Below are 17,942 nucleotides of genomic sequence, written 5' to 3' on the forward strand. Positions count from 1 at the left end.
GATGGCGTGGCGATGTCCCGGGGGGGGGGCGCCGGGGCCGGCTGTCGCGCGGTGGAACGCATCCGACGCCATTGCCAAATCCCGCGCGGTGCGCTGAAACATGTGGTGCGTGCAGCAGGAACGGAAAACGAGAAAGGGCGGCGCCATGTCAGACGAGGACAACGATACGACACCCTGGCGGCCGGCCCGCCGCTATCCCGACCCGGCGGTCATCGCGCTCGATCCGCGGTTCGAGAAGTACCGGCTGCCGCTGGCCGGTCTCGAGCGCCTGGCCACCGGTTGCCGCTGGTCCGAGGGGCCGGTCTGGTTCGGCGACGGGCGCTACCTGCTCTGGAGCGACATTCCCAACAACCGGATCATGCGCTGGGACGAGGTGACCGGGCGGGTCTCGGCGTTTCGCCAGCCGTCGAACTTCGCCAACGGCCAGACCCGCGACCGGCAGGGCCGGCTGATCACCTGCGAACACGGGCCGCGCCGGGTGACGCGGACGGAATACGACGGGACCGTCACCGTGCTGGCCGACCGGTTCGGCGGCAGGCGGCTGAACTCGCCCAACGACGTGGTGGTCAAGTCCGACGGCAGCATCTGGTTCACCGATCCGCCGTTCGGGATCGCGGGCAATTACGAGGGCCACCGGGCCGAGCCGGAGCTGGGGCAGAACGTCTACCGGCTGGACCCCGGGAGCGGGCGGCTTGCGGTCGTGGCCGACGACATCCTTGGGCCGAACGGGCTGGCCTTCTCGCCGGACGAGCGTCTGCTCTACATCGTCGAGTCGCGGGGCGTGCCGACGCGGAAGATCCTTGCCTACGACGTCGTGGAGACCGGTGCCGAGGCCGGCGCTGAGGGCGGTGCGGCGCTGAGCGGCAAGCGGGTGCTGATCGACGCCGGCCCCGGCACCCCGGACGGGTTCCGCGTCGACGTCGACGGCAATCTGTGGTGCGGCTGGGGCATGGGGTCGGACGAGCTGGACGGGGTGATGGTCTTCGCCCCGGACGGCACGCCCATCGGCCGCATCGCCCTGCCCGAACGCTGCGCCAACCTGTGTTTCGGCGGGCGGGCGAACAGCCGCCTGTTCATGGCGGCGAGCCACTCGGTCTATGCGCTTTACGTCAATGTCGCGGGCGTTTCCGGGGGGTGAGGCGCCGCCGGCCGCCGCGCGGGGCCCGACCGGACGGCCCGATCGGACGGAGCCGAGACCTGCGCCGTGGTCAATGGAAGTTCCGCCCCTTGGGCAGCGCCCGGTTGCGGGCCAGCGCTTCGGCGTCGTTCCGGAGTTCCGGCGCGTCGGCCAGCAGCCGCGACAGGGCCGAGCCGGCGCGGCGGCGCTGGTTGCGGTTGTCCTCGGCCACGGGGCGGCGGACCTCGTCGGCGTTGGCGAGCGAGGCCAGCCCGATGTCGGCGTCGGAGATCCGCTGCATCAGCCCGGTGAGATCGAAGATCTCGTGCGCGACGACGTGGATCACGCCGTCCTGGGATTGCAGCCGGCCGCGCACCGCGACGCAGCGGCAGCCCAGCACCAGCGCGCGGTAACGCTCGAACACCTTGGGCCAGATGATGATGTTGGCGACGCCGGTCTCGTCCTCGATGGTCTCGAACACCACGCCCTTGGCGGTGCCGGGGCGCTGGCGCACCAGCACCAGGCCCGCGACCGTCACCCATGACCCCGAGCGGCGGCGCTGAAGGTCCACGTTGCGCGTTGTGCCGCGCCGGGCCAGGGCTGCGCGGACGAAGGACATCGGGTGCGCCTTCAGCGACAGGCTGAGGGTCTGGTAGTCGGTGATCACATGCTCGCCCAGCGGCATCGGCGGCAGGGCGATCTCGGCCTCGCGCAATGTACCGTCGTCGCGGCTGGTGGCGAACAGCGGCAGGTGTTCTGCGCTGCCCAGCGGGTCGAGCGCGCGCACCGCCCAGAGCGCCGCGCGCCGGTCCAGCCCGAGAGAGCGGAAGCAGTCGGCCTCGGCCAGTTTCTCGATCGCGCTGCGGGTCAGGCCCGAGCGCAGCCACAGATCGCGCACGCTGTCATAGCCGCGCCCGCGCCGGACGACGAGGCGCTGCGCGTCCTGCTCGCCGAAGCCCTTCACCTGCCGCAGTCCCAGCCGCACCGCGTGGGAATGGCGCATGATCCCGACCATCGACTGGTGCTGCATGGCGACCGGCTGCGGGGCGGCGTCCGCCTCCAGCGTGGCGTCCCAGTCTGAGGCGTTGACGTCGACCGCGCGCACCTCGACGCCATGCTCGCGGGCGTCGCGGATCAGCTGCGCGGGGGCGTAGAATCCCATCGGCTGCGAATTCAGGATCGCGGCGCAGAACACGTCGGGGTAATGGCATTTCAGCCAGCACGAGGTGTAGACCAGCAGCGCGAAGCTGGCGGCGTGGCTTTCGGGGAAGCCGTATTCGCCGAAGCCCTCGATCTGGCGGAAGCAGTGCTCGGCGAAGTCGCGCTCGTAGCCGTTGGCGACCATCCCTTCGACCATGCGGGTCTGGAAGCTGCCGATGGTGCCGACGCGCTTGAAGGTCGCCATGGCGCGGCGCAGCTTGTCGGCCTCGCCCGGGGGGAAGCCGGCGGCGACGATGGCGATGTTCATCGCCTGCTCCTGGAACAGCGGCACGCCGAGGGTCTTGCCGAGGACCTGGCGCAGTTCCTCCTTTGGGTAGGTGACCTCCTCCAGCCCCTGGCGGCGGCGCAGGTAGGGGTGGACCATGTCGCCCTGGATCGGGCCGGGGCGGACGATGGCGACCTCGATCACCAGGTCGTAATAGCAGCGGGGCTTGAGGCGCGGCAGCATGGTCATCTGCGCGCGGCTTTCGATCTGGAACACGCCCACCGTGTCGGCGCGGCAGATCATGTCGTAGGTCGGCGTGTCGCCATCCTCGATCGAGGCCAGCGTTTCCCACCGCTCGTAATGGCGGGCCAGCAGGTCGAGGCCCTTGCGCAGGCAGGTCAGCATCCCCAGCGCCAGCACGTCGATCTTGAGCATGCCCAGCGATTCCAGGTCGTCCTTGTCCCATTCGACGATGGTGCGGTCCTCCATCGCGGCGTTTTCCACCGGGATCAGGCTGGTCAGCCGGTCGCGGGTGATCAGGAAGCCGCCGACATGCTGGGAGAGGTGCCGGGGAAAGCCGACGATCTGCTGCGCGAGGTCCAGCATCTGGTTCAGGTGCCGATCCTCGGGGTCGAGGCCGGCGCGGCGGGCATCCTCGGCGTCGACCTCTTTCGACCACGAGCCCCACTTGGTCGACGAGATCGCGGCGATGGCATCCTCGGACAGGCCGAAGACCTTGCCGACCTCGCGGATCGCGGACTTGGCGCGGTAGGTGATGACGGTGGCGGCGAGGCCCGCCCGCTCGCGCCCGTACTTGGCATAGATGTACTGGATCACCTCCTCGCGGCGCTCGTGCTCGAAATCGACGTCGATGTCGGGCGGCTCGCCCCGGTCCTCGGAGATGAAGCGCTCGAACAGCAGGTCGACCTTGGCCGGGTCCACTTCCGTCACCCCCAGCGCGTAGCAGACGGCCGAGTTCGCCGCCGAGCCGCGGCCCTGGCACAGGATCCCGCGCGAGCGGGCGAAGCGGACGATGTCGTAGACGGTCAGGAAATAGGGCGCGTAGTCGAGCCGGCGGATCAGGCCAAGCTCGTGCGCCAGCGCGCGGGCGACCTTGTCGGGCGGGCCTTCGGGCCAGCGGCGCCTGACGCCCAGCGCGGTCAGGCGTTCGAGGGCCTGCTGGCTGGGCATCGCCTCGCCGCCCAGTTCGGCAAAGACCGGGTCCTCGGGGTACTGGTGGCGCAGCTCGTCCAGCGAGAAGCGGATGCGGCGGAACAGGGTGCGGGCATTGTCCACCGCCTGCGGCAGGTCGGCGAACAGGCGCGCGGTCTCGGCCTCGGGGCGCAGGTGCCGCTCGGCGTTCGGCTCCAGCAGGGTGCCGGCGCGGGCCAGGGTGGTGCCCTCGCGGATGCAGGTCAGCACGTCCTGCAGCGGGCGGCGATCCGGGTGGTGACAGAGCACGTCGCCGACGGCGACCGGGGGCACGTCATGCGCCTCGGCCAGCGCGGCCAGCCGGGTCAGTCGGCGCTGGTCGCCGGGGCCGTGCAGCCGGGTCAGGGCCAGGTGCATGTGCCCGGGGCTGGCGGCGCGCAGCCGGTCCAGCACCTGCGGCAGGCAGGCTTGCACCCGACGGGCGGGCAGCACCGCCAGCAGCAGCCCGTCCAGGTGCGCCAGCAGATCGGGCAAGGCCAGGTGACATTCGCCCTTGGGCGCGCGCCGCTTGCCCAGGCTCAGCAGCTCGCACAGCGTGCGCCAGCCGCCGCGATCCTCGGGCCAGGCCAGCACGTCCGGCGTGCCGTCGGTGAACACCAGCCGGCAGCCGGGGGCATAGGCCAGCCGGGCCTCGCGCGCGGCCATGTGCCCGCGCACCACGCCCGCGACCGAGTTCCGGTCGCAGATCGCGATCCCGGCCAGGCCCAGCCTGGCGGCCATGCCGACCAGTTCCTCGGCATGAGAGGCGCCGCGCAGGAAAGAGAAATTCGAGGTGGCCGCCAACTCCACCCCGCCCGGGGGCAGAACACGCATCTCACCCTCGAACTTGCGCGAGTCGGGCCCGGGTCAAGGGCTGCCGCAGGCAGCGGCCGTCAGGCCGTTCACCCTTGACGCGGGCGCGACCCGCATCCCCATGCTCGCCCTCGGTCTGAGGGACACAGCTGTCCCTCAGACCTTGCCCAGCAAACCCCGTACCCTCACCACAAACGCCACGTCCCAAACCGGGCACCGGGAGCGCGCAGCGATCCCCGCCCCGAAGGGGGCTCGATGCCCCCGCCGGGGCGCGCCCCTCACGCGCGCTCATCCGAACACCCCGTGCATGTACCAGCGCGGCTGCACCGCCTCGCGCGCGTACAGCCCGTGGCGGAACATCCAGAACCGGTAGCCGTCGCCGTCCTCGACCCGGAAATAGTCCCGCGTCGGCGCGCTGCGCCCGTCGCGCCACCATTCGCAGGCGATCCGTTCGGGTCCTTCCGCCCGCGTCACCGCATGGCCCACTTTCCGCCAGCGAAAGCGCAGCGGCGGGCCGTCGGGGATCTGGGCGACGGTCTCGACCGGCTCCGGGCGCGCCAGCAGGAACAGCGGCCGCGACAGCGGCGGCACCGGCGCCTTGGCGGCGGGGCTGGCGGGCTCGCTGCCCGCGCGCAGCCGCGACAGGGGCAGGGTGCCGAAGGCGCGCTCGGGGATATGCGTGTCGGCGCCGACGAAGCCGCGCACCCGCTCGGGCCCCAGCCGCGCGCCCAGCCGGTCGACCAGCGCGGCGAAACCGTCCTCGGCGGCGCGGCGGTCCACCAGGTCGCCCTGCGCGCCGCCGAAACGTTCGCTTTGCGCGACGTCCAGCTTCACCAGGTCGAAGCCGAACCCGGCCTCGATGTCCTGCCGCAGCCCGGCGATGCGGTCCCGGAACAGGCCGGCGATCCGGTCGGCGCGGCGCAGCGGCCCGGCCGAGGCGACCTGCAGCCGCTCGACATGGCCGTCGACGCGGAACAGGCGCAGCTCCAGCCGGCGCGCGCCCAGGCCGCGATCCTCGAGCAGCGGCACCAGCGCCTCGGCCAGCAGGGCGATGGCGCGGTCGATGTCGCTCTCGTGGCTGATCGGGTCGAAGAACGCCTTCTCGGCGCTCAGCGCGGCGGGGGCGCGCAGCGGCGTCAGCGCCTCCTTCTCGCGCCCCAGCGCCCGGTCGAGCCGGGTCATCAGCGCCGCGCCGAAGCGCCGGGCCAGCGGCGCGCGGGGCAGGTCGGCGATGCAGCCCACGGTTTTCAGCCCGACGCGGGTCAGCGCGGTCGCGACCTCGGTCCCGATGCCCAGCGCCGAGACCGGCAGCGCATCGAGCGCGGCGCGGGCCCCGCCCGGAGCCGCCACCGCGCGCGGATGGCTGCCGCCCGAGGCGTGCAGCGCCAGCGCGCGGGCGGCGCCTTGCGTGTCGGCCAGCCCGGCGCGGGCGTGCAGGCCCTGGCCGCGCAGGCGGGTCAGCAGATCGTCCAGCAAACCGTCCTCTCCTTTCCACAGATGCGCGCAGCCGGTGATGTCGAGCATCAGGCGCGGCATCGTTCGTTCGCGCGGGTCGTCCTGTTCCAGCGCCACCAGCGGCGAATAGCGGTCGCACCAGGCCGCGAGCGCGTGCAGCAGGCCTGCGTCGGCCTGCCTGTCCGCCGGCTGCGCGTCCAGGTCCGGGCGCAGCGCGCGGGCGTCGGTCAGCGTCTGGCCCGGGCTCAGCCCCAGCGCCGCCGCCCCCGGCTCCAGCCCGGTCAGGCGCACGGCGTTCTTCACCGTGTCGGTCACCGCCAGCGGCGGCGCCTCAGGTCGCCCGTCGCAGATCCACGACCTGCCCCAGCGCGCCCGGGCGATCCGGTCGGTGGGCAGGTGCGGGAAGGCGAGGGCCAGATACCTCCTGTTCGGTCTGTCGTGGGCCATGGGTGAATGTCTTGCGCTTGGGGTTCCAGGTGACGGACCAGGCGCCGCTGCGCCCGTCGCGGCTGCGTTCCAGCACCAGCCTGTGGCAGGGCAGGCCGATGCCCTCGGGAAAGCTGGCGTCGGGGGGCGAGGGCAGCGGCTCCACCCGCCAGCGGGTCAGGGCGGCGTTGGCTTCCTCCGCGCCGCTCTGGCGTAGGATCAGCACCATCACGCCGCTGTCGCGCGCCCGGATCATCAGCCGCCGCGTCGCCACCCGGTCCAGCAGCTTCGGGTTGCCCTTCACGTGCAGCACCACGGCGGCGAGATCGGTGCAGCGCGCGCCCTCGTCCGCCGCCCAAAGGGCGGATTTCAGGTCCACCGGGTGCACCAGCGTCAGCGCGCCCGGATCCAGCCCGTACTGCGCCAGCCCGTCCGGGCAGAGCAGCCCCGCGTCGGGCAGCGCCGCCGGGTCGGTGACCCACAGCACCCGCCCCCGAGGCCCCCGGCACAGCTGCGCCAGCAGCGCCGCGACCAGCCCGGTCGCCGCGCCGATGCCGCGCGCCAGCGGGGCGCGGACCTCGTGCAGGCCATCCCGTTCCAGCCCGCCGCCCAGCACCGCGTCCGGGCCGGGCAGGCCAAGGCGCAGCCGCGCCGCCCGGCCCTTGCGGGGGCCGAGCGACAGGCGGTCGAGCGTGGCGGCGGCGTGCATCTCCATGCGCTGTCCCCGAGTCGTATGTTCGCGTTATGTTCTCATTACATCTCTCCCCCGGCGCCCGAGTCAAGAGCGGTCCCGCCCGGTAGGAACGGGGCCGCGCGCAGGGGCCGGAACGCAAAGGGAAATTACCTGGAGGCGTCCGCAAACCCTGTTGGCCCGCTTCGCTTTCGAGCAAAGAAGCCAACCAAACCAGCCGCTGTCACTAGCCTCGCACCGTGGCGCCGCAGCGGCAGATGTCCGCATTCAGCCCGGAGCGGACAGCAGCCGACCCTAAGAGCCTGACTCTGAACAGAATTCTTGATCGAGAAGTCGCAACCGGTCTATGCTTTCCTCCAGAAGCGGAGGCTCTGATCATTCTATGACCAAAGTATTACCATGGGAATTTGAAGCGCGCTCAGATCGACTGTTCATCCACTTCGATGTGGATGAACACTTCCTTAAGTTGGGCACCTTCATCGAAACGGCGGAGAGCGCGAGAAAGGTTATTGAGGCGCTCAATAGCACCTTTTTTCAAGGCTCGTTGGACTATGAACTAATAGTCCTACCGCCTGAAAGCGGTACCTTTCTATCGAAACTAGCCGTCCTAGTAGGGGTGCCCGGCGCAGTTTTTGCTTTCCTTAACAGTGACGTAGGGTCTGCCTATGTTGAAGGTTTAACCGGGAAGCCGCCAGCTGAATGGGCAAAGGAAATCGGGGAAAACCACCAAGAACGAATTCAAACCTTGCAAGGACTGGCCTCACCAGAAGATGAAGAGCCGCAGGACGGCGAAGAAGTCTTGGAGCCAACAGTGCCCTTGCCGGAAGATCATGACGCTGCGTGCCGCATGGGAGCGAAGATCGTAGTCGGCATGACGCGGGGCGTGTTCGAAAGAAGCAACGATGAACTTACCAAAATTGGTATGGAAATTGGTGACCTCTCTGACGCCCTAGACGCGCGAGCGGAATTCTTTGCTGCCTGTATCGAAGATCGCGATGTAAAGCGCATTGGCTTTTCAAGCGATGATGATTTCCCGATCCCTCGCAATCAATTCCCTGAGCGCGCCCAGAGACCCGCCCGAAAGGAAAAAGATGATGAGCCACCAGAATGGACGGTCACAATCGAAGGCATTTACGTGACCTCGCCGAACTGGGATCAGGAAGACCAGAAGACTCGTCAATGGAAGGGCAAGGACTCAATTCGTCGTGACTGCTTTTTCGTCATTGAAGACGCTGAGTTCTGGCATTTGGTGAAGCGGAAGGACTTGCACGTCGAGGTTCTGGATAATCTCAAGGTGCAGTGGGCATTTCAGATGATTGATGGAAAGCCCAAAAACCGCCGGGTGTTGCGTGTGCTAGAGTTCAATGGGGACATGCTTGCGGAACCTTTGACGCCCGATGCAATCAAGGCGCTTCTTGGCGATTTTACGACAGCGGATGCGCCACGCAGGCAGCCGTCACTCTTTGATGGCAAAGATGAGTGAAAGGGCCGGCGTCCCCCGGGGGGGCTTGGCGGAAGCGCGGCGGCCTGCCATCAAGGACGCATGAGCACGATCGTCACCGTCACGCTGAACCCCGCGCTGGACATCTCGACCGCGGTCGACGCGGTCGTCCCCGACGAGAAGCTGCGCTGCGACCCGCCGGCGCTGGACCCGGGCGGTGGCGGCGTCAACGTCAGCCGCGCCATCGCCCGGCTGGGCGGGCGCAGCCGGATGCTGGTCGCCCTGGGCGGCGGCGCCGGCGCGGAGATGCGCGCGCTGCTGCGCGCCGAGGGGCTGGAGCCCGAGGATCTGGGCGTCGGCCTGCCGACGCGGCAGAGCATCGCCGTCACCGACCGCGCCAGCGGGCAGCAGTACCGCTTCGTGCTGCCGGGGCCGGCGTGGCAGACCGCCGACTGGGGCCAGGCCGAGGCGAAGATCGCCGCCGCCGCCGGCGACGGCGACATCCTGGTGGCCAGCGGCAGCCAGCCGCCCGGCGTGCCGGCGGATTTCTGGCTGCGGGTGAACGCGGCGCTGGCGCCGCGCGGCGTGCGGACGATCCTCGACACCTCGGGGCCGGCGCTGCGCGCGGCCGAGGCCGCCAGCGCCACGCCGCTGGCGGTGCTGCGCATGGACCGGGCCGAGGCGCGGGCGCTGGCCGGCCGGCCGCTGGACGGGCCGGCGCAGATCGCCGAGGTGGCGCGCGCGCTGGTCGCCCGCGGCGCGGCGCAGACCGCCGCCGTGGCCTGCGGCGCCGAGGGCAACGTGATCGCCGACGCCGGCGGCAGCCATCTGTGCCGCGCGCCGAAGGTCGCGGTGGTCAGCAAGGTCGGCGCCGGCGACAGCTTCGTCGCCGCCTTCGCGCTGGCGCTGGCGCAGGGCGAGAGCGCGCTGGAGGCCGGCGCGCGCGGCACCGCCGCCGCCGCCAGCGCGGTCACCACCCCGGCGACGCAGCTGTGCGATCCGGCGCTGGCCGCGGCGCTGCGCGCGCAGGTCGAGATCGTGCCGCTGTAACCGGCGATTGACGCCACCGGGCGCTGCGGCCACACTCCGCCGCGCCAGTTCGGTATACCAATGCCGCGCCCGTCCGGGCGGCGGCGCCGCCGCGCATCTTCAAGGGAGGAATTTCATGACCCAGACCGCCATCGTCACCGGCGCCGGCAGCGGCATCGGCGCCGCCACCGCCCGCGCATTCCTCGAGGCCGGCTACAACGTCGCCCTGCTGGGCCGCCGCGAGGCGCCGCTGCAGGACACCGCCCAGGGCCACGAGCGCGCGCTGTGCCTGCCCACCGACGTCACCGACGACGCCGCCGTCGACGCCGCGTTCGACAAGGCCGCGGCGCGGTTCGGACGGATCGACGTGCTGTTCAACAACGCCGGCACCAACACCCCGGGACGGCCGATCGACGAGATCGGCGTCGACGAGTGGCGGCAGGTGATCGACGTCAACCTGACCGGCGCCTTCCTGTGCGCCCGCGCCGCGTTCCGGCACATGCGCGCGCAGGACCCGCAGGGCGGGCGGATCATTAACAACGGCTCGATCTCGGCGCATGTGCCGCGCCCCGGCTCGGTGCCCTACACCGCCAGCAAGCACGCGATCAGCGGCCTGACCAAGACGCTGAGCCTGGACGGCCGGCGCTTCAACATCGCCTGCGGCCAGGTCGACATCGGCAACGCGCTGACCGACATGGCCGCGCGCATGGTCGAGGGCGTGCCGCAGGCCGACGGCGCGATCAAGGCCGAGCCGGTGATGAAGGCCGGCGACGTCGCCCGCGCGGTGGTCCACATGGCCAGCCTGCCGCTGGACACCAACATCCAGACGATGACGATCATGGCCTCGGCGATGCCGTACATCGGCCGCGGCTGAGCCTGCGGCGCCCGGAACACCGACGGTCGCGCCGCCTGCGTGGCGCGACCGTCCCGGGCCGCGGGGCCGGGCGCCGGATAGGGGCGACCGGCGCATGTTCCTTGCGGGAAAGTTTTCTTGCGCACCCCGGGCGGCTGCACTTAGCCTTGGACGCGGGCAACAGGGTGGGGACATGGCGCAGATCAACGAGCAGCGAATGGCGGGAGACATCGACGGCGACTTCGTGGTGTTCCTGATCGGCATGCGGATCAACAGGCCCTGGAAGCTGCACAAATGGCTGCCGGTGGTCATGGGCATGCCCCGGATGCTGAAGGAACTGGATGTGCTGCCGGCAGAGGAAACCGGGTTCCTGGGGCACAACGGCCTGGGGCTGGGCACGATCGTCCAGTACTGGCGCAGCTTCGACCACCTTGAGGCGTACGCGCGCTCGAAGGACCATGCCCATTTCCCGGCCTGGATCGCCTTCAACAAGCGGATGAAGACCAGCCGCACGGATGTCGGCATCTGGCACGAGACCTACCTGGTGAAGGCCGGGCAGTACGAGGCGATCTATTCGGGGATGCCGCCCTACGGGCTCGGCCGGATCTCGCGCCTTGTCCCGGCGACCGGCAACCGCAACGAGGCGCGGGCGCGGCTGACCGGCTAGGGCCGGCCGCGCGGGCGGCGGATGCGCGGGCCTAGCGCGGCCCGCCCGCGGTGCCGCCGGGGGTCGTCACCGGCTTTTTCGGCGGGCGCTTGCGCTCGCGCAGCCAGATGTAGAGGCCGGCGCCGACGATCACTGCGGTGCCGGCGATGGTGTTGGCGTCGGGCGGCTGGCGGAACACCGCCCAGCTGATGATCGAGACGTAGATGATCTGGATGTAGACCATCGGCGCCAGCGTCGATGCCGGGGCATAGCGGTAGCCCACCGTCAGCAGCGAATGGCCCAGCGTGGCGAACAGCCCCATGGCGACGAACGCCAGCCAGTCGGCCACGCCCTGCGGCCAGGCCCAGCCGAAGAACAGCACCGGCGAGAGCAGCAGCGTCGGCACCCCCGAGGTGACGATCTGCCCGGTCGGGTTGTCGTCGCGCCCGGCGATCATCCGCGACAGCACGAAGTACATCGACGCGCAGGTCAGCGCGCCCAGCGACAGGAACATCGCCCAGTGGAAATCGGCGCCCCAGGGCTCGGTGATGATCAGCACCCCGGAGAACCCGACCAGGATGGCGAGAAAGCGGCGCAGCCCGACGGTCTCGCCCAGCAGCGGGATCGACAGCAGGCAGACCAGCACCGGCGAGGCGAAGAAGATCGCCGTGGTCACCGTAAGCGGCAGGTAGCTGAGCGCGGTGAAGTTCAACATCGTGCTGCCGAGCAGCATCAGCGCCCGGCCCAGCTGCAGGCCCGGCGCGTTCGGGCGCAGCACCGACAGCCCCTCGCGCGGCAGGAAGATCAGCAGCGAGGCGACGAAATTGCCGGCGTAGCGCACGAACGCCACCTGCAACGCCGGCAGGCCGGCGGCGGCCAGCCACTTGGCGCTGGTGTCGATCAGGGTGAAGCTGAAGAAGGCGCCGGCCATGATGGCCAGCGCCAGCCGCACCCGATCCTCGCGCGGACGCGGGGCGTGTCTCAAGATCGCGCCATCACGATTGCGCGACGTCCCGGTGGTCGTCCTCGAGGAACCAGCGCACGCTGTCCTCGAAGCTGTCGGGCGCGCGGAAGCCGAGGCGCACCGCCTTTTCCGGCAGCAGGCGCTGGCGCCAGCCCATGACGATCTTCTCGATCACCGGGTCGGCGTTCCAGGTGATCAGTTTCGCCGGTTCCGGCCCGGCGACGCGGGTCATGGCGTCGACCATCTCGCCCACGGTGTCGGTGCGGCCCGGCAGGTTGATGTTGCGGTTCGGCCCGAAATCCGCGCCGTCGATGGTGGCGGCGTGCAGCAGGTGCTCGACGATCATCCGCGGCGGCAGGTGCCACACCGGATAGTCGCGCGAGACCGGGCAGTTCGCCGGCTCGCCCTGCAGCGGCTCGCGGAAGATCGACGACATGAACGACGAGGCCGCCGCGTTCGGCCTGCCGGGGCGGATCGAGATCGTCGGCAGCCGCAGCCCGCGCCCGTCGAGAAACCCCTTGCGGCTCATGTCGTTGAGCAGCAGCTCGCCGATCGCCTTCTGGGTGCCGTACGAGGTCTGCGGGTTCAGCTCGACCCCGTCCGTCACCGGGTCCGGCGCCTCGCCGCCGTGCACCGCGCAGGAGGACGAGTAGACCAGCACCGGGCTGTCGCCCTGCCGGCGCGCGGCCTGGAAGATGTTCAGCGTGCCGTCGAGGTTGACCCGCATGCCGAGGTCGAAATCCGCCTCGGCCGCGCCCGAGACCACTGCGGCGAGGTGGAAGATCACGTCCTGCCCGCCTTCGTAGGCCTGCGCGACCGCCGATGCGTCCGAGATGTCGGCGGCCAGCGTGCGCACCGGGAACGGCGCCTCGGGCGCCTTCGGCTCGGCCAGGTCGATCAGCGTCATCGCGGTGATCTGCCGGCCGCGCAGCGAGCCGTCGGCGGCCAGGCGTCTGGCCAGTTTCTGGCCGATGAAGCCGCCGCCGCCGGTGATGAGGACCTTGGTCATGTCGTTTCCTTCCCTTCGGTTCAGCCGGCCATGCCGCCGTCGATGATGTGCGCCTGGCCGGTGGTGAAGCCGCTTTCGTCCGAGGCCAGGTAGACGCCCAGCGCGGCGATCTCGTCGGCGCGGGCGATGCGGCCCATGGGCTGGCGGGCGATGAATTCCTTCATCGCCTTCTCGTAGTTGCCGGTGGCCTTCAGCCGCTGGTGCAGCGACGGGCTGTCGACGGTGCCGGGGCAGATCGCGTTGCAGCGCACGCCGGTGGTGACGAAATCCTTGGCGACCGACTTGGTCAGGCCGATCACGGCGGCCTTGGTGGTGCCGTAGACGCAGCGGTTCGGCACGCCCATCACCGAGCCGGCGACCGAGGCGACGTTGACGATCGAGCCGGCGCCGCGTTCGATCATGCCGGGCAGCGCGGCCTGGATGGTGCGCACCATCGCCCGCACGTTCAGCTCGAACGCGAAGTCGAGATCGGCGTCGGTGGCGTCCAGCACGGTGCCGGCGTGCACCACCCCGGCGCAGTTGAACAGGATGTCCGGCGCCGCCGCGCCGACCGTCGCGCGCACCGCCGCGCCGTCGGTTACGTCCAGCGCCGCGGTCTCGCACTCCAGCCCGGCCAGCAGCTCGGCGTTCAGGTCGGTGGCGGTCACCTCGGCGCCTTCGCGGATGAAGGCCTCGGCGGTGGCGCGGCCGATTCCCTGGCCGGCGGCGGTGATGAAGGCGCGCTTGCCCTTGAGGCGCATGACGGGTCCCTTTCGTCCGTTTAAACTTAGAAGACCATTACGCCGCGCCCGCGGCATTGTCACGGGGGGCGCGCGCGCGGCGGGCGGTCAGGGCTTGCGGGTGTCGTCGAACAGCGCCGAGAACCAGTCCACCATCTCGGGCACCATGCGCTCGCCCCAGCCGGTGGCCTTGGCCAGCCCCAGCGCGTTCTTCGCCGCGCCGGACATCTGGCTGGCCGCGCCCAGCTCGTCCGCCATCTGCACGTAATAGCCGATGTCCTTGCGGGCGTTGGCGACGCTGAACGCCAGCTGGATATCTTCGTCGATCGCGTGCGCCTTGACGAAATCCATCATCCCCGAGCGCAGCGGCCCGGCCGCCATCACCTGGTAGACCGACGCGCGGTCGATCCCGGCGCGGTCGGCCATGGCGAACGCCTCGGACATGGCGCAGGCGGTGGTCATGGCGAAGAAGTTGTTGATCAGCTTGATCGTGTGCCCGGTGCCGACGGCGCCGAGGTGGAACACGTTCTCGCCCAGATCGTCCAGCACCGGCTTGACCGCGTCGTAGGTGGCGCGGTCGCCGGCGGCCATGACGTTCAGCTTGCCGTCGACCGCGTGCGCCGGGGTGCGCCCCAGCGGCGCGTCCAGCATCGTGCCGCCGGCCTGCGCCACCTGCGCCGCCAGCGCCTTGGTCGAGCCGGGCAGCGAGGTGCCGAAGTCGATCACCACCGCGCCCTCGCGCAGGCCCGCGATCACGCCGTCATCGCCCAGCATCCGCGCCTCGACCGAGGCCGAGGTGTCGACGCAGAGCATGACGATGTCCGAGGCGGCGGCAAGCTCGCGCGCGGTCCTCGCCTCGCTCGCGCCGCGGTCGACCGCCTTGTCGACCGCCGCGCGCGCGCGGTTGGCGATCACGGTCAGCGCATAGCCCTTGTCCTGCAGCCGACCGACCATCGCGGCCCCCATCAGGCCCAGGCCGATGAATCCGATTGCGGGTCTGTCGCTCATGGGAGTCCTCCGGAATTGCGTTCGTCACATGTGTCGGCGAGCACCTGGAGCGCACCCGGCCGGCCCGGCTCGTCCGCCATTCCGCGCCGGCGCCGTTGCCGCCGGTGGCGTGCGCCGGGCGCGGCGTCAGCCGGGCGATCAGCGGACGGTCGTCGGCGGTGGTGCTGGTCATGCAGGGTTCCATGTGCGCGGCGGATGCCGCAAGGTCAGGTATCAACCGTAACATGAGCGATTTCAAGTGGTCGCGGACCTGCGCGTCGCCGCCCGAGCGGAACCGGGCCCGATCGGGTCGTCCGGCGCCACGTCCTGTTGATCGCCGCGCAGCGGGGCGCGCACCGTCACGGCTCAGAACCGGCCCCGGGTGATGATGTCCTGCGCCAGTTCCAGCGCGGCGCGGCCGTCGGCGCCGGAGCACAGCGGCGCGGCGCCGTGGCGCACCACGTCGCACAGGTGGTCGATCTGCGCCGCCAGCGGCTCGGTCGGCGGCACCGGCGCGGCGGCGGTGCGCACCGCCGGCTCGGACCAGTCGCGGGCGCCGTCCCACAGCGTCAGCGACGGAAATCCCAGCGCGCCGGCGGTGCCGACGAAGCGGTAGCAGTCGTCGCCGCCGGCGGCGATCGCCGGGTTCTCGCCGGTGGCGGTCTCGAACCCCCAGGGGCTGGGCGCGCTGTCGGTGAACAGGATGGTGCCCAGTGCGCCGTTCTCGAAGCGCAGCGCGACGGCGCCGCTGTCCTCGGTCGCGCCGCGGCGGATCGCGGTGGACAGCAGCGGCTGCGCCTCGGCGATCGGCCCCAGCAGGTAGTGCAGCAGGTCGAGGTCGTGCACCAGGTTGATCAGCACCGGCGAGCCCGCGTCGCCGCTGCGCCAGGGCACGTCGAAATAGCCGTCCGGCTTGCGCACGCACCACATCCCCGAGACGCCGACCACCCGGCCGATGGCGCCGGTGGCCAGCAACGCGCGGGCGCGGGCGGCGACGGCGTGGGTGCGGCGGTGGTGGCCGACCAGCAGCGGCACGTCGGCGGCCTCGCAGGCGGCGATCAGCGCGTCGGCCTGCTCCAGCGTGGCGGCGATCGGCTTCTCGACCAGCACTGTCCAGCCCCGCGCCGCCGCCTGCGCGCCCAGCGGCGCGTGCAGCCCGGTGGGGGTGGCGATGATCGCCGCCTCGGCGGCGACGTCGACATCGTCGAGCGCGGCGAAGCAGGGCGCGTCGTGCGCGGCGCGCAGGGGCTCGGACGGATCGACCACGGCGGCCAGGGTGGCGCGGGGATGCGCGGCGACCGCCTGCGCGTGGCGCGCGCCGACCGAGCCGGCGCCGACCACCACGACGCGCACCGGGTCCCCCACGGACGGCGCCGCGCCCGCGCTCATCGCGGCGCCAGGTCCGGGGGCCGCAGCGCGCGCCCGGGCCGGGCCGGCGCCCGGGCCGGCGCCCGGACCGGCAACGCGGACGGCGAGGCGGGCAGGGGCAGGGGCCGCGCCGCGATCACATCACCGCGCCGATCTGCCAGGGCACGAACTCGTGGTCGCCCAGCCCCTGCGCCTCGGACTTGGTCTTCTCGCCCGAGGCGACGCGCAGCAGCGTCTCGTAGATCTCGCGGCCGACCTGCTCGACGCCGGCGCCGTCGAGGATCGAGCCGGCGTTGATGTCCATGTCGTCGGTCATGCGTTCGTACATCCGGGTGTTGGTGGCGATCTTCATCGACGGCGTCGGCTTGGCGCCGAAGGCCGACCCGCGGCCGGTGGTGAACGCGATCAGGTTGCAGCCCGAGGCGATCTGGCCGGTGACGCTGGCCGGATCGTAGCCGGGGCTGTCCATGAAGGTGAAGCCCTTCGCGGTCACCGCCTCGCCGTACTTGTAGACCCCGGTCAGCGGCGTGGTGCCGCCCTTGGCGGCCGCGCCCAGCGATTTCTCGAGGATCGTGGTCAGCCCGCCCGTCTTGTTGCCGGGCGAGGGGTTGTTGTCCATCGAGCCCTTGTTGCGGACGCAGTAGTCCTCCCACCAGCGGATCCGTTCGAGCAGCTTCTCGCCGATCTCGCGGCTGGCGGCGCGGGCGGTCAGCAGGTGTTCGGCGCCGTAGATCTCGGGGGTTTCGGCCAGCACGCCGGTGCCGCCCTGCGCGACCAGCAGGTCGCAGGCGTGGCCCAGCGCCGGGTTCGCGGTGATCCCCGACCAGGCGTCCGAGCCGCCGCACTGCAGCGCCAGCATCAGCTCGGACGCCGGGCATTCCTCGCGCCGGGCGGCATCGACCAGCGGCAGCATCTGCTCGATCTTCTCGATGCCCATTTCGACCGTCTTGCGGATGCCGCCGACGTCCTGGATGTTCATCTTCTGGAACAGCGGGCCGGGGACCAGCCCGTAGGCCTCGACCAGCCAGTCTATCTGGTTGATCTCGCAGCCCAGCCCGGCCATCAGCACGGCGCCGACGTTGGGGTGCTTGGCGTAGCCCCACATCACCCGCTGCAGCGCCTCGAAGCCGTCGCCGTCGCCGGCCATGCCGCAGCCGGTGCCGTGCACGAAGGCGGCGACGCCGTCGACGTTGGGATAGGCGGCCAGACGCTCGGGGGTGAAGTGCGCGGCGATCATCCGCGCCGCGGTCGCCGAGCAGTTCACCGAGGTCAGCACCGCGATGTAGTTGCGGGTGCCGACGCGGCCGGTGGCGCGGCGGTAGCCCATGAAGCTGTCGCGGCTCGCCGGTTCGGACGCGGGGCGCAGGTTGGTCGAGAACTCGTAGGTCTGCTCGACATTGCGGAATTCCAGGTTGTGCGTGTGCACGTGCGCGCCCTGCGCGATGTCCTCGGCGGCATAGCCGATCAGCTGGGCGTATTTCCTGACCGGGGCGCCCCCGGGGATGTCCTCGGCCGCCATCTTGTGGCCGCGCGGGATCAGCTGGGTCGCGCCGGCGGTGCCCACCTCCAGCGGGCGGACGGCGGTGACGACATTGTCGGAGGCATCGAGGCGGATGGTGTCGGGCATGGCGGACTCACTGGGAATTTGGAGCGAACCTATCAGGCCGCCCGGGGGGTTGAAAGACGTGATCGGTGCCGCGGCCGGACCCGCTCGGTGTTCCGCATGACGACCGGCCGGGCGATGGGGGTGATGCTGACCGCCCGTCGGCGCGGCGCCTGCGTGGTCGCGGCCCATACCAGGCCCATA

General features: G+C 71.0%; 14 protein-coding genes. 5 read left to right on the plus strand and 9 right to left on the minus strand.

Going from position 1 to position 17,942, the window contains the following annotated elements; all coding sequences use genetic code 11:
* Positions 1-145 precede the first annotated feature (145 nt).
* The gene (locus GE300_RS03835; RefSeq protein WP_154445080.1) at positions 146-1,138 is read left to right on the plus strand and encodes an SMP-30/gluconolactonase/LRE family protein; all 993 of its coding nucleotides are present in this window, start codon (positions 146-148) and stop codon (positions 1,136-1,138) included.
* Between the two features lie 70 nt (positions 1,139-1,208).
* On the opposite strand, the gene GE300_RS03840 is transcribed toward GE300_RS03835, so the two are convergent.
* The 3 genes from GE300_RS03840 to GE300_RS03850 form a co-directional block, all read right to left on the minus strand.
* The gene (locus tag GE300_RS03840) at positions 1,209-4,568 is read right to left on the minus strand and encodes an error-prone DNA polymerase (RefSeq protein WP_154445082.1); all 3,360 of its coding nucleotides are present in this window, start codon (positions 4,566-4,568) and stop codon (positions 1,209-1,211) included.
* Between the two features lie 267 nt (positions 4,569-4,835).
* Positions 4,836-6,449, minus strand: a complete 1,614-nt coding sequence (locus GE300_RS03845) for a Y-family DNA polymerase (RefSeq protein WP_154445084.1) — start codon at positions 6,447-6,449, stop codon at positions 4,836-4,838.
* Complete coding sequence (locus GE300_RS03850; protein ID WP_154445086.1) at positions 6,334-7,143, minus strand: ImuA family protein; 810 nt, start codon at positions 7,141-7,143, stop codon at positions 6,334-6,336. The genes GE300_RS03845 and GE300_RS03850 overlap by 116 nt, the downstream gene beginning before the upstream one ends.
* A 358-nt stretch (positions 7,144-7,501) precedes the next feature.
* Between GE300_RS03850 and GE300_RS03855 the strand changes: the two genes are divergently transcribed.
* From GE300_RS03855 to GE300_RS03870, 4 genes are all read left to right on the plus strand, one after another.
* On the plus strand, positions 7,502-8,602 hold the full coding sequence (locus GE300_RS03855) for a hypothetical protein (RefSeq protein WP_154445088.1): 1,101 nt from the start codon (positions 7,502-7,504) through the stop codon (positions 8,600-8,602).
* 60 nt (positions 8,603-8,662) lie between these two features.
* Positions 8,663-9,610 (plus strand): 1-phosphofructokinase family hexose kinase, encoded by a 948-nt coding sequence (locus GE300_RS03860; protein WP_154445090.1) that lies wholly within the window; start codon positions 8,663-8,665, stop codon positions 9,608-9,610.
* A gap of 115 nt (positions 9,611-9,725) precedes the next feature.
* Complete coding sequence (locus GE300_RS03865; protein WP_154445092.1) at positions 9,726-10,463, plus strand: SDR family oxidoreductase; 738 nt, start codon at positions 9,726-9,728, stop codon at positions 10,461-10,463.
* A gap of 172 nt (positions 10,464-10,635) precedes the next feature.
* Positions 10,636-11,109, plus strand: coding sequence for a DUF4188 domain-containing protein (locus GE300_RS03870; RefSeq protein WP_154445094.1), 474 nt, complete (start codon positions 10,636-10,638; stop codon positions 11,107-11,109).
* A 31-nt stretch (positions 11,110-11,140) separates the two neighbouring features.
* On the opposite strand, the gene GE300_RS03875 is transcribed toward GE300_RS03870, so the two are convergent.
* The 6 genes from GE300_RS03875 to GE300_RS03900 all read right to left on the minus strand — a co-directional run bounded on the left by GE300_RS03875 (position 11,141) and on the right by GE300_RS03900 (position 17,762).
* On the minus strand, positions 11,141-12,073 hold the full coding sequence (locus GE300_RS03875) for a DMT family transporter (protein ID WP_233416760.1): 933 nt from the start codon (positions 12,071-12,073) through the stop codon (positions 11,141-11,143).
* A gap of 10 nt (positions 12,074-12,083) precedes the next feature.
* Positions 12,084-13,061, minus strand: a complete 978-nt coding sequence (gene denD / locus GE300_RS03880; RefSeq protein ID WP_154445096.1) for a D-erythronate dehydrogenase — start codon at positions 13,059-13,061, stop codon at positions 12,084-12,086.
* Positions 13,062-13,081: 20 nt separating this feature from the next.
* Positions 13,082-13,801 carry an SDR family oxidoreductase gene (locus GE300_RS03885; protein ID WP_154445098.1) on the minus strand — a complete coding sequence of 240 codons (720 nt, stop codon included), beginning with the start codon at positions 13,799-13,801 and terminating at the stop codon, positions 13,082-13,084.
* A gap of 87 nt (positions 13,802-13,888) precedes the next feature.
* Positions 13,889-14,788: an NAD(P)-dependent oxidoreductase gene (locus tag GE300_RS03890; RefSeq protein ID WP_154445100.1), complete on the minus strand. Its 900-nt coding sequence runs from the start codon at positions 14,786-14,788 to the stop codon at positions 13,889-13,891.
* A gap of 345 nt (positions 14,789-15,133) precedes the next feature.
* Entirely contained in the window at positions 15,134-16,156 is a 1,023-nt protein-coding gene (locus tag GE300_RS03895) for a Gfo/Idh/MocA family protein (RefSeq protein ID WP_154445102.1), read from the minus strand.
* Between the two features lie 115 nt (positions 16,157-16,271).
* A complete protein-coding gene (locus GE300_RS03900; RefSeq protein WP_154445104.1) occupies positions 16,272-17,762 on the minus strand; it encodes a UxaA family hydrolase in 1,491 nt (496 codons plus the stop codon).
* Positions 17,763-17,942 lie beyond the last annotated feature (180 nt).

This window comes from Halovulum marinum (assembly GCF_009697225.1).
In the GTDB taxonomy this organism is placed as follows: domain Bacteria; phylum Pseudomonadota; class Alphaproteobacteria; order Rhodobacterales; family Rhodobacteraceae; genus Halovulum; species Halovulum marinum.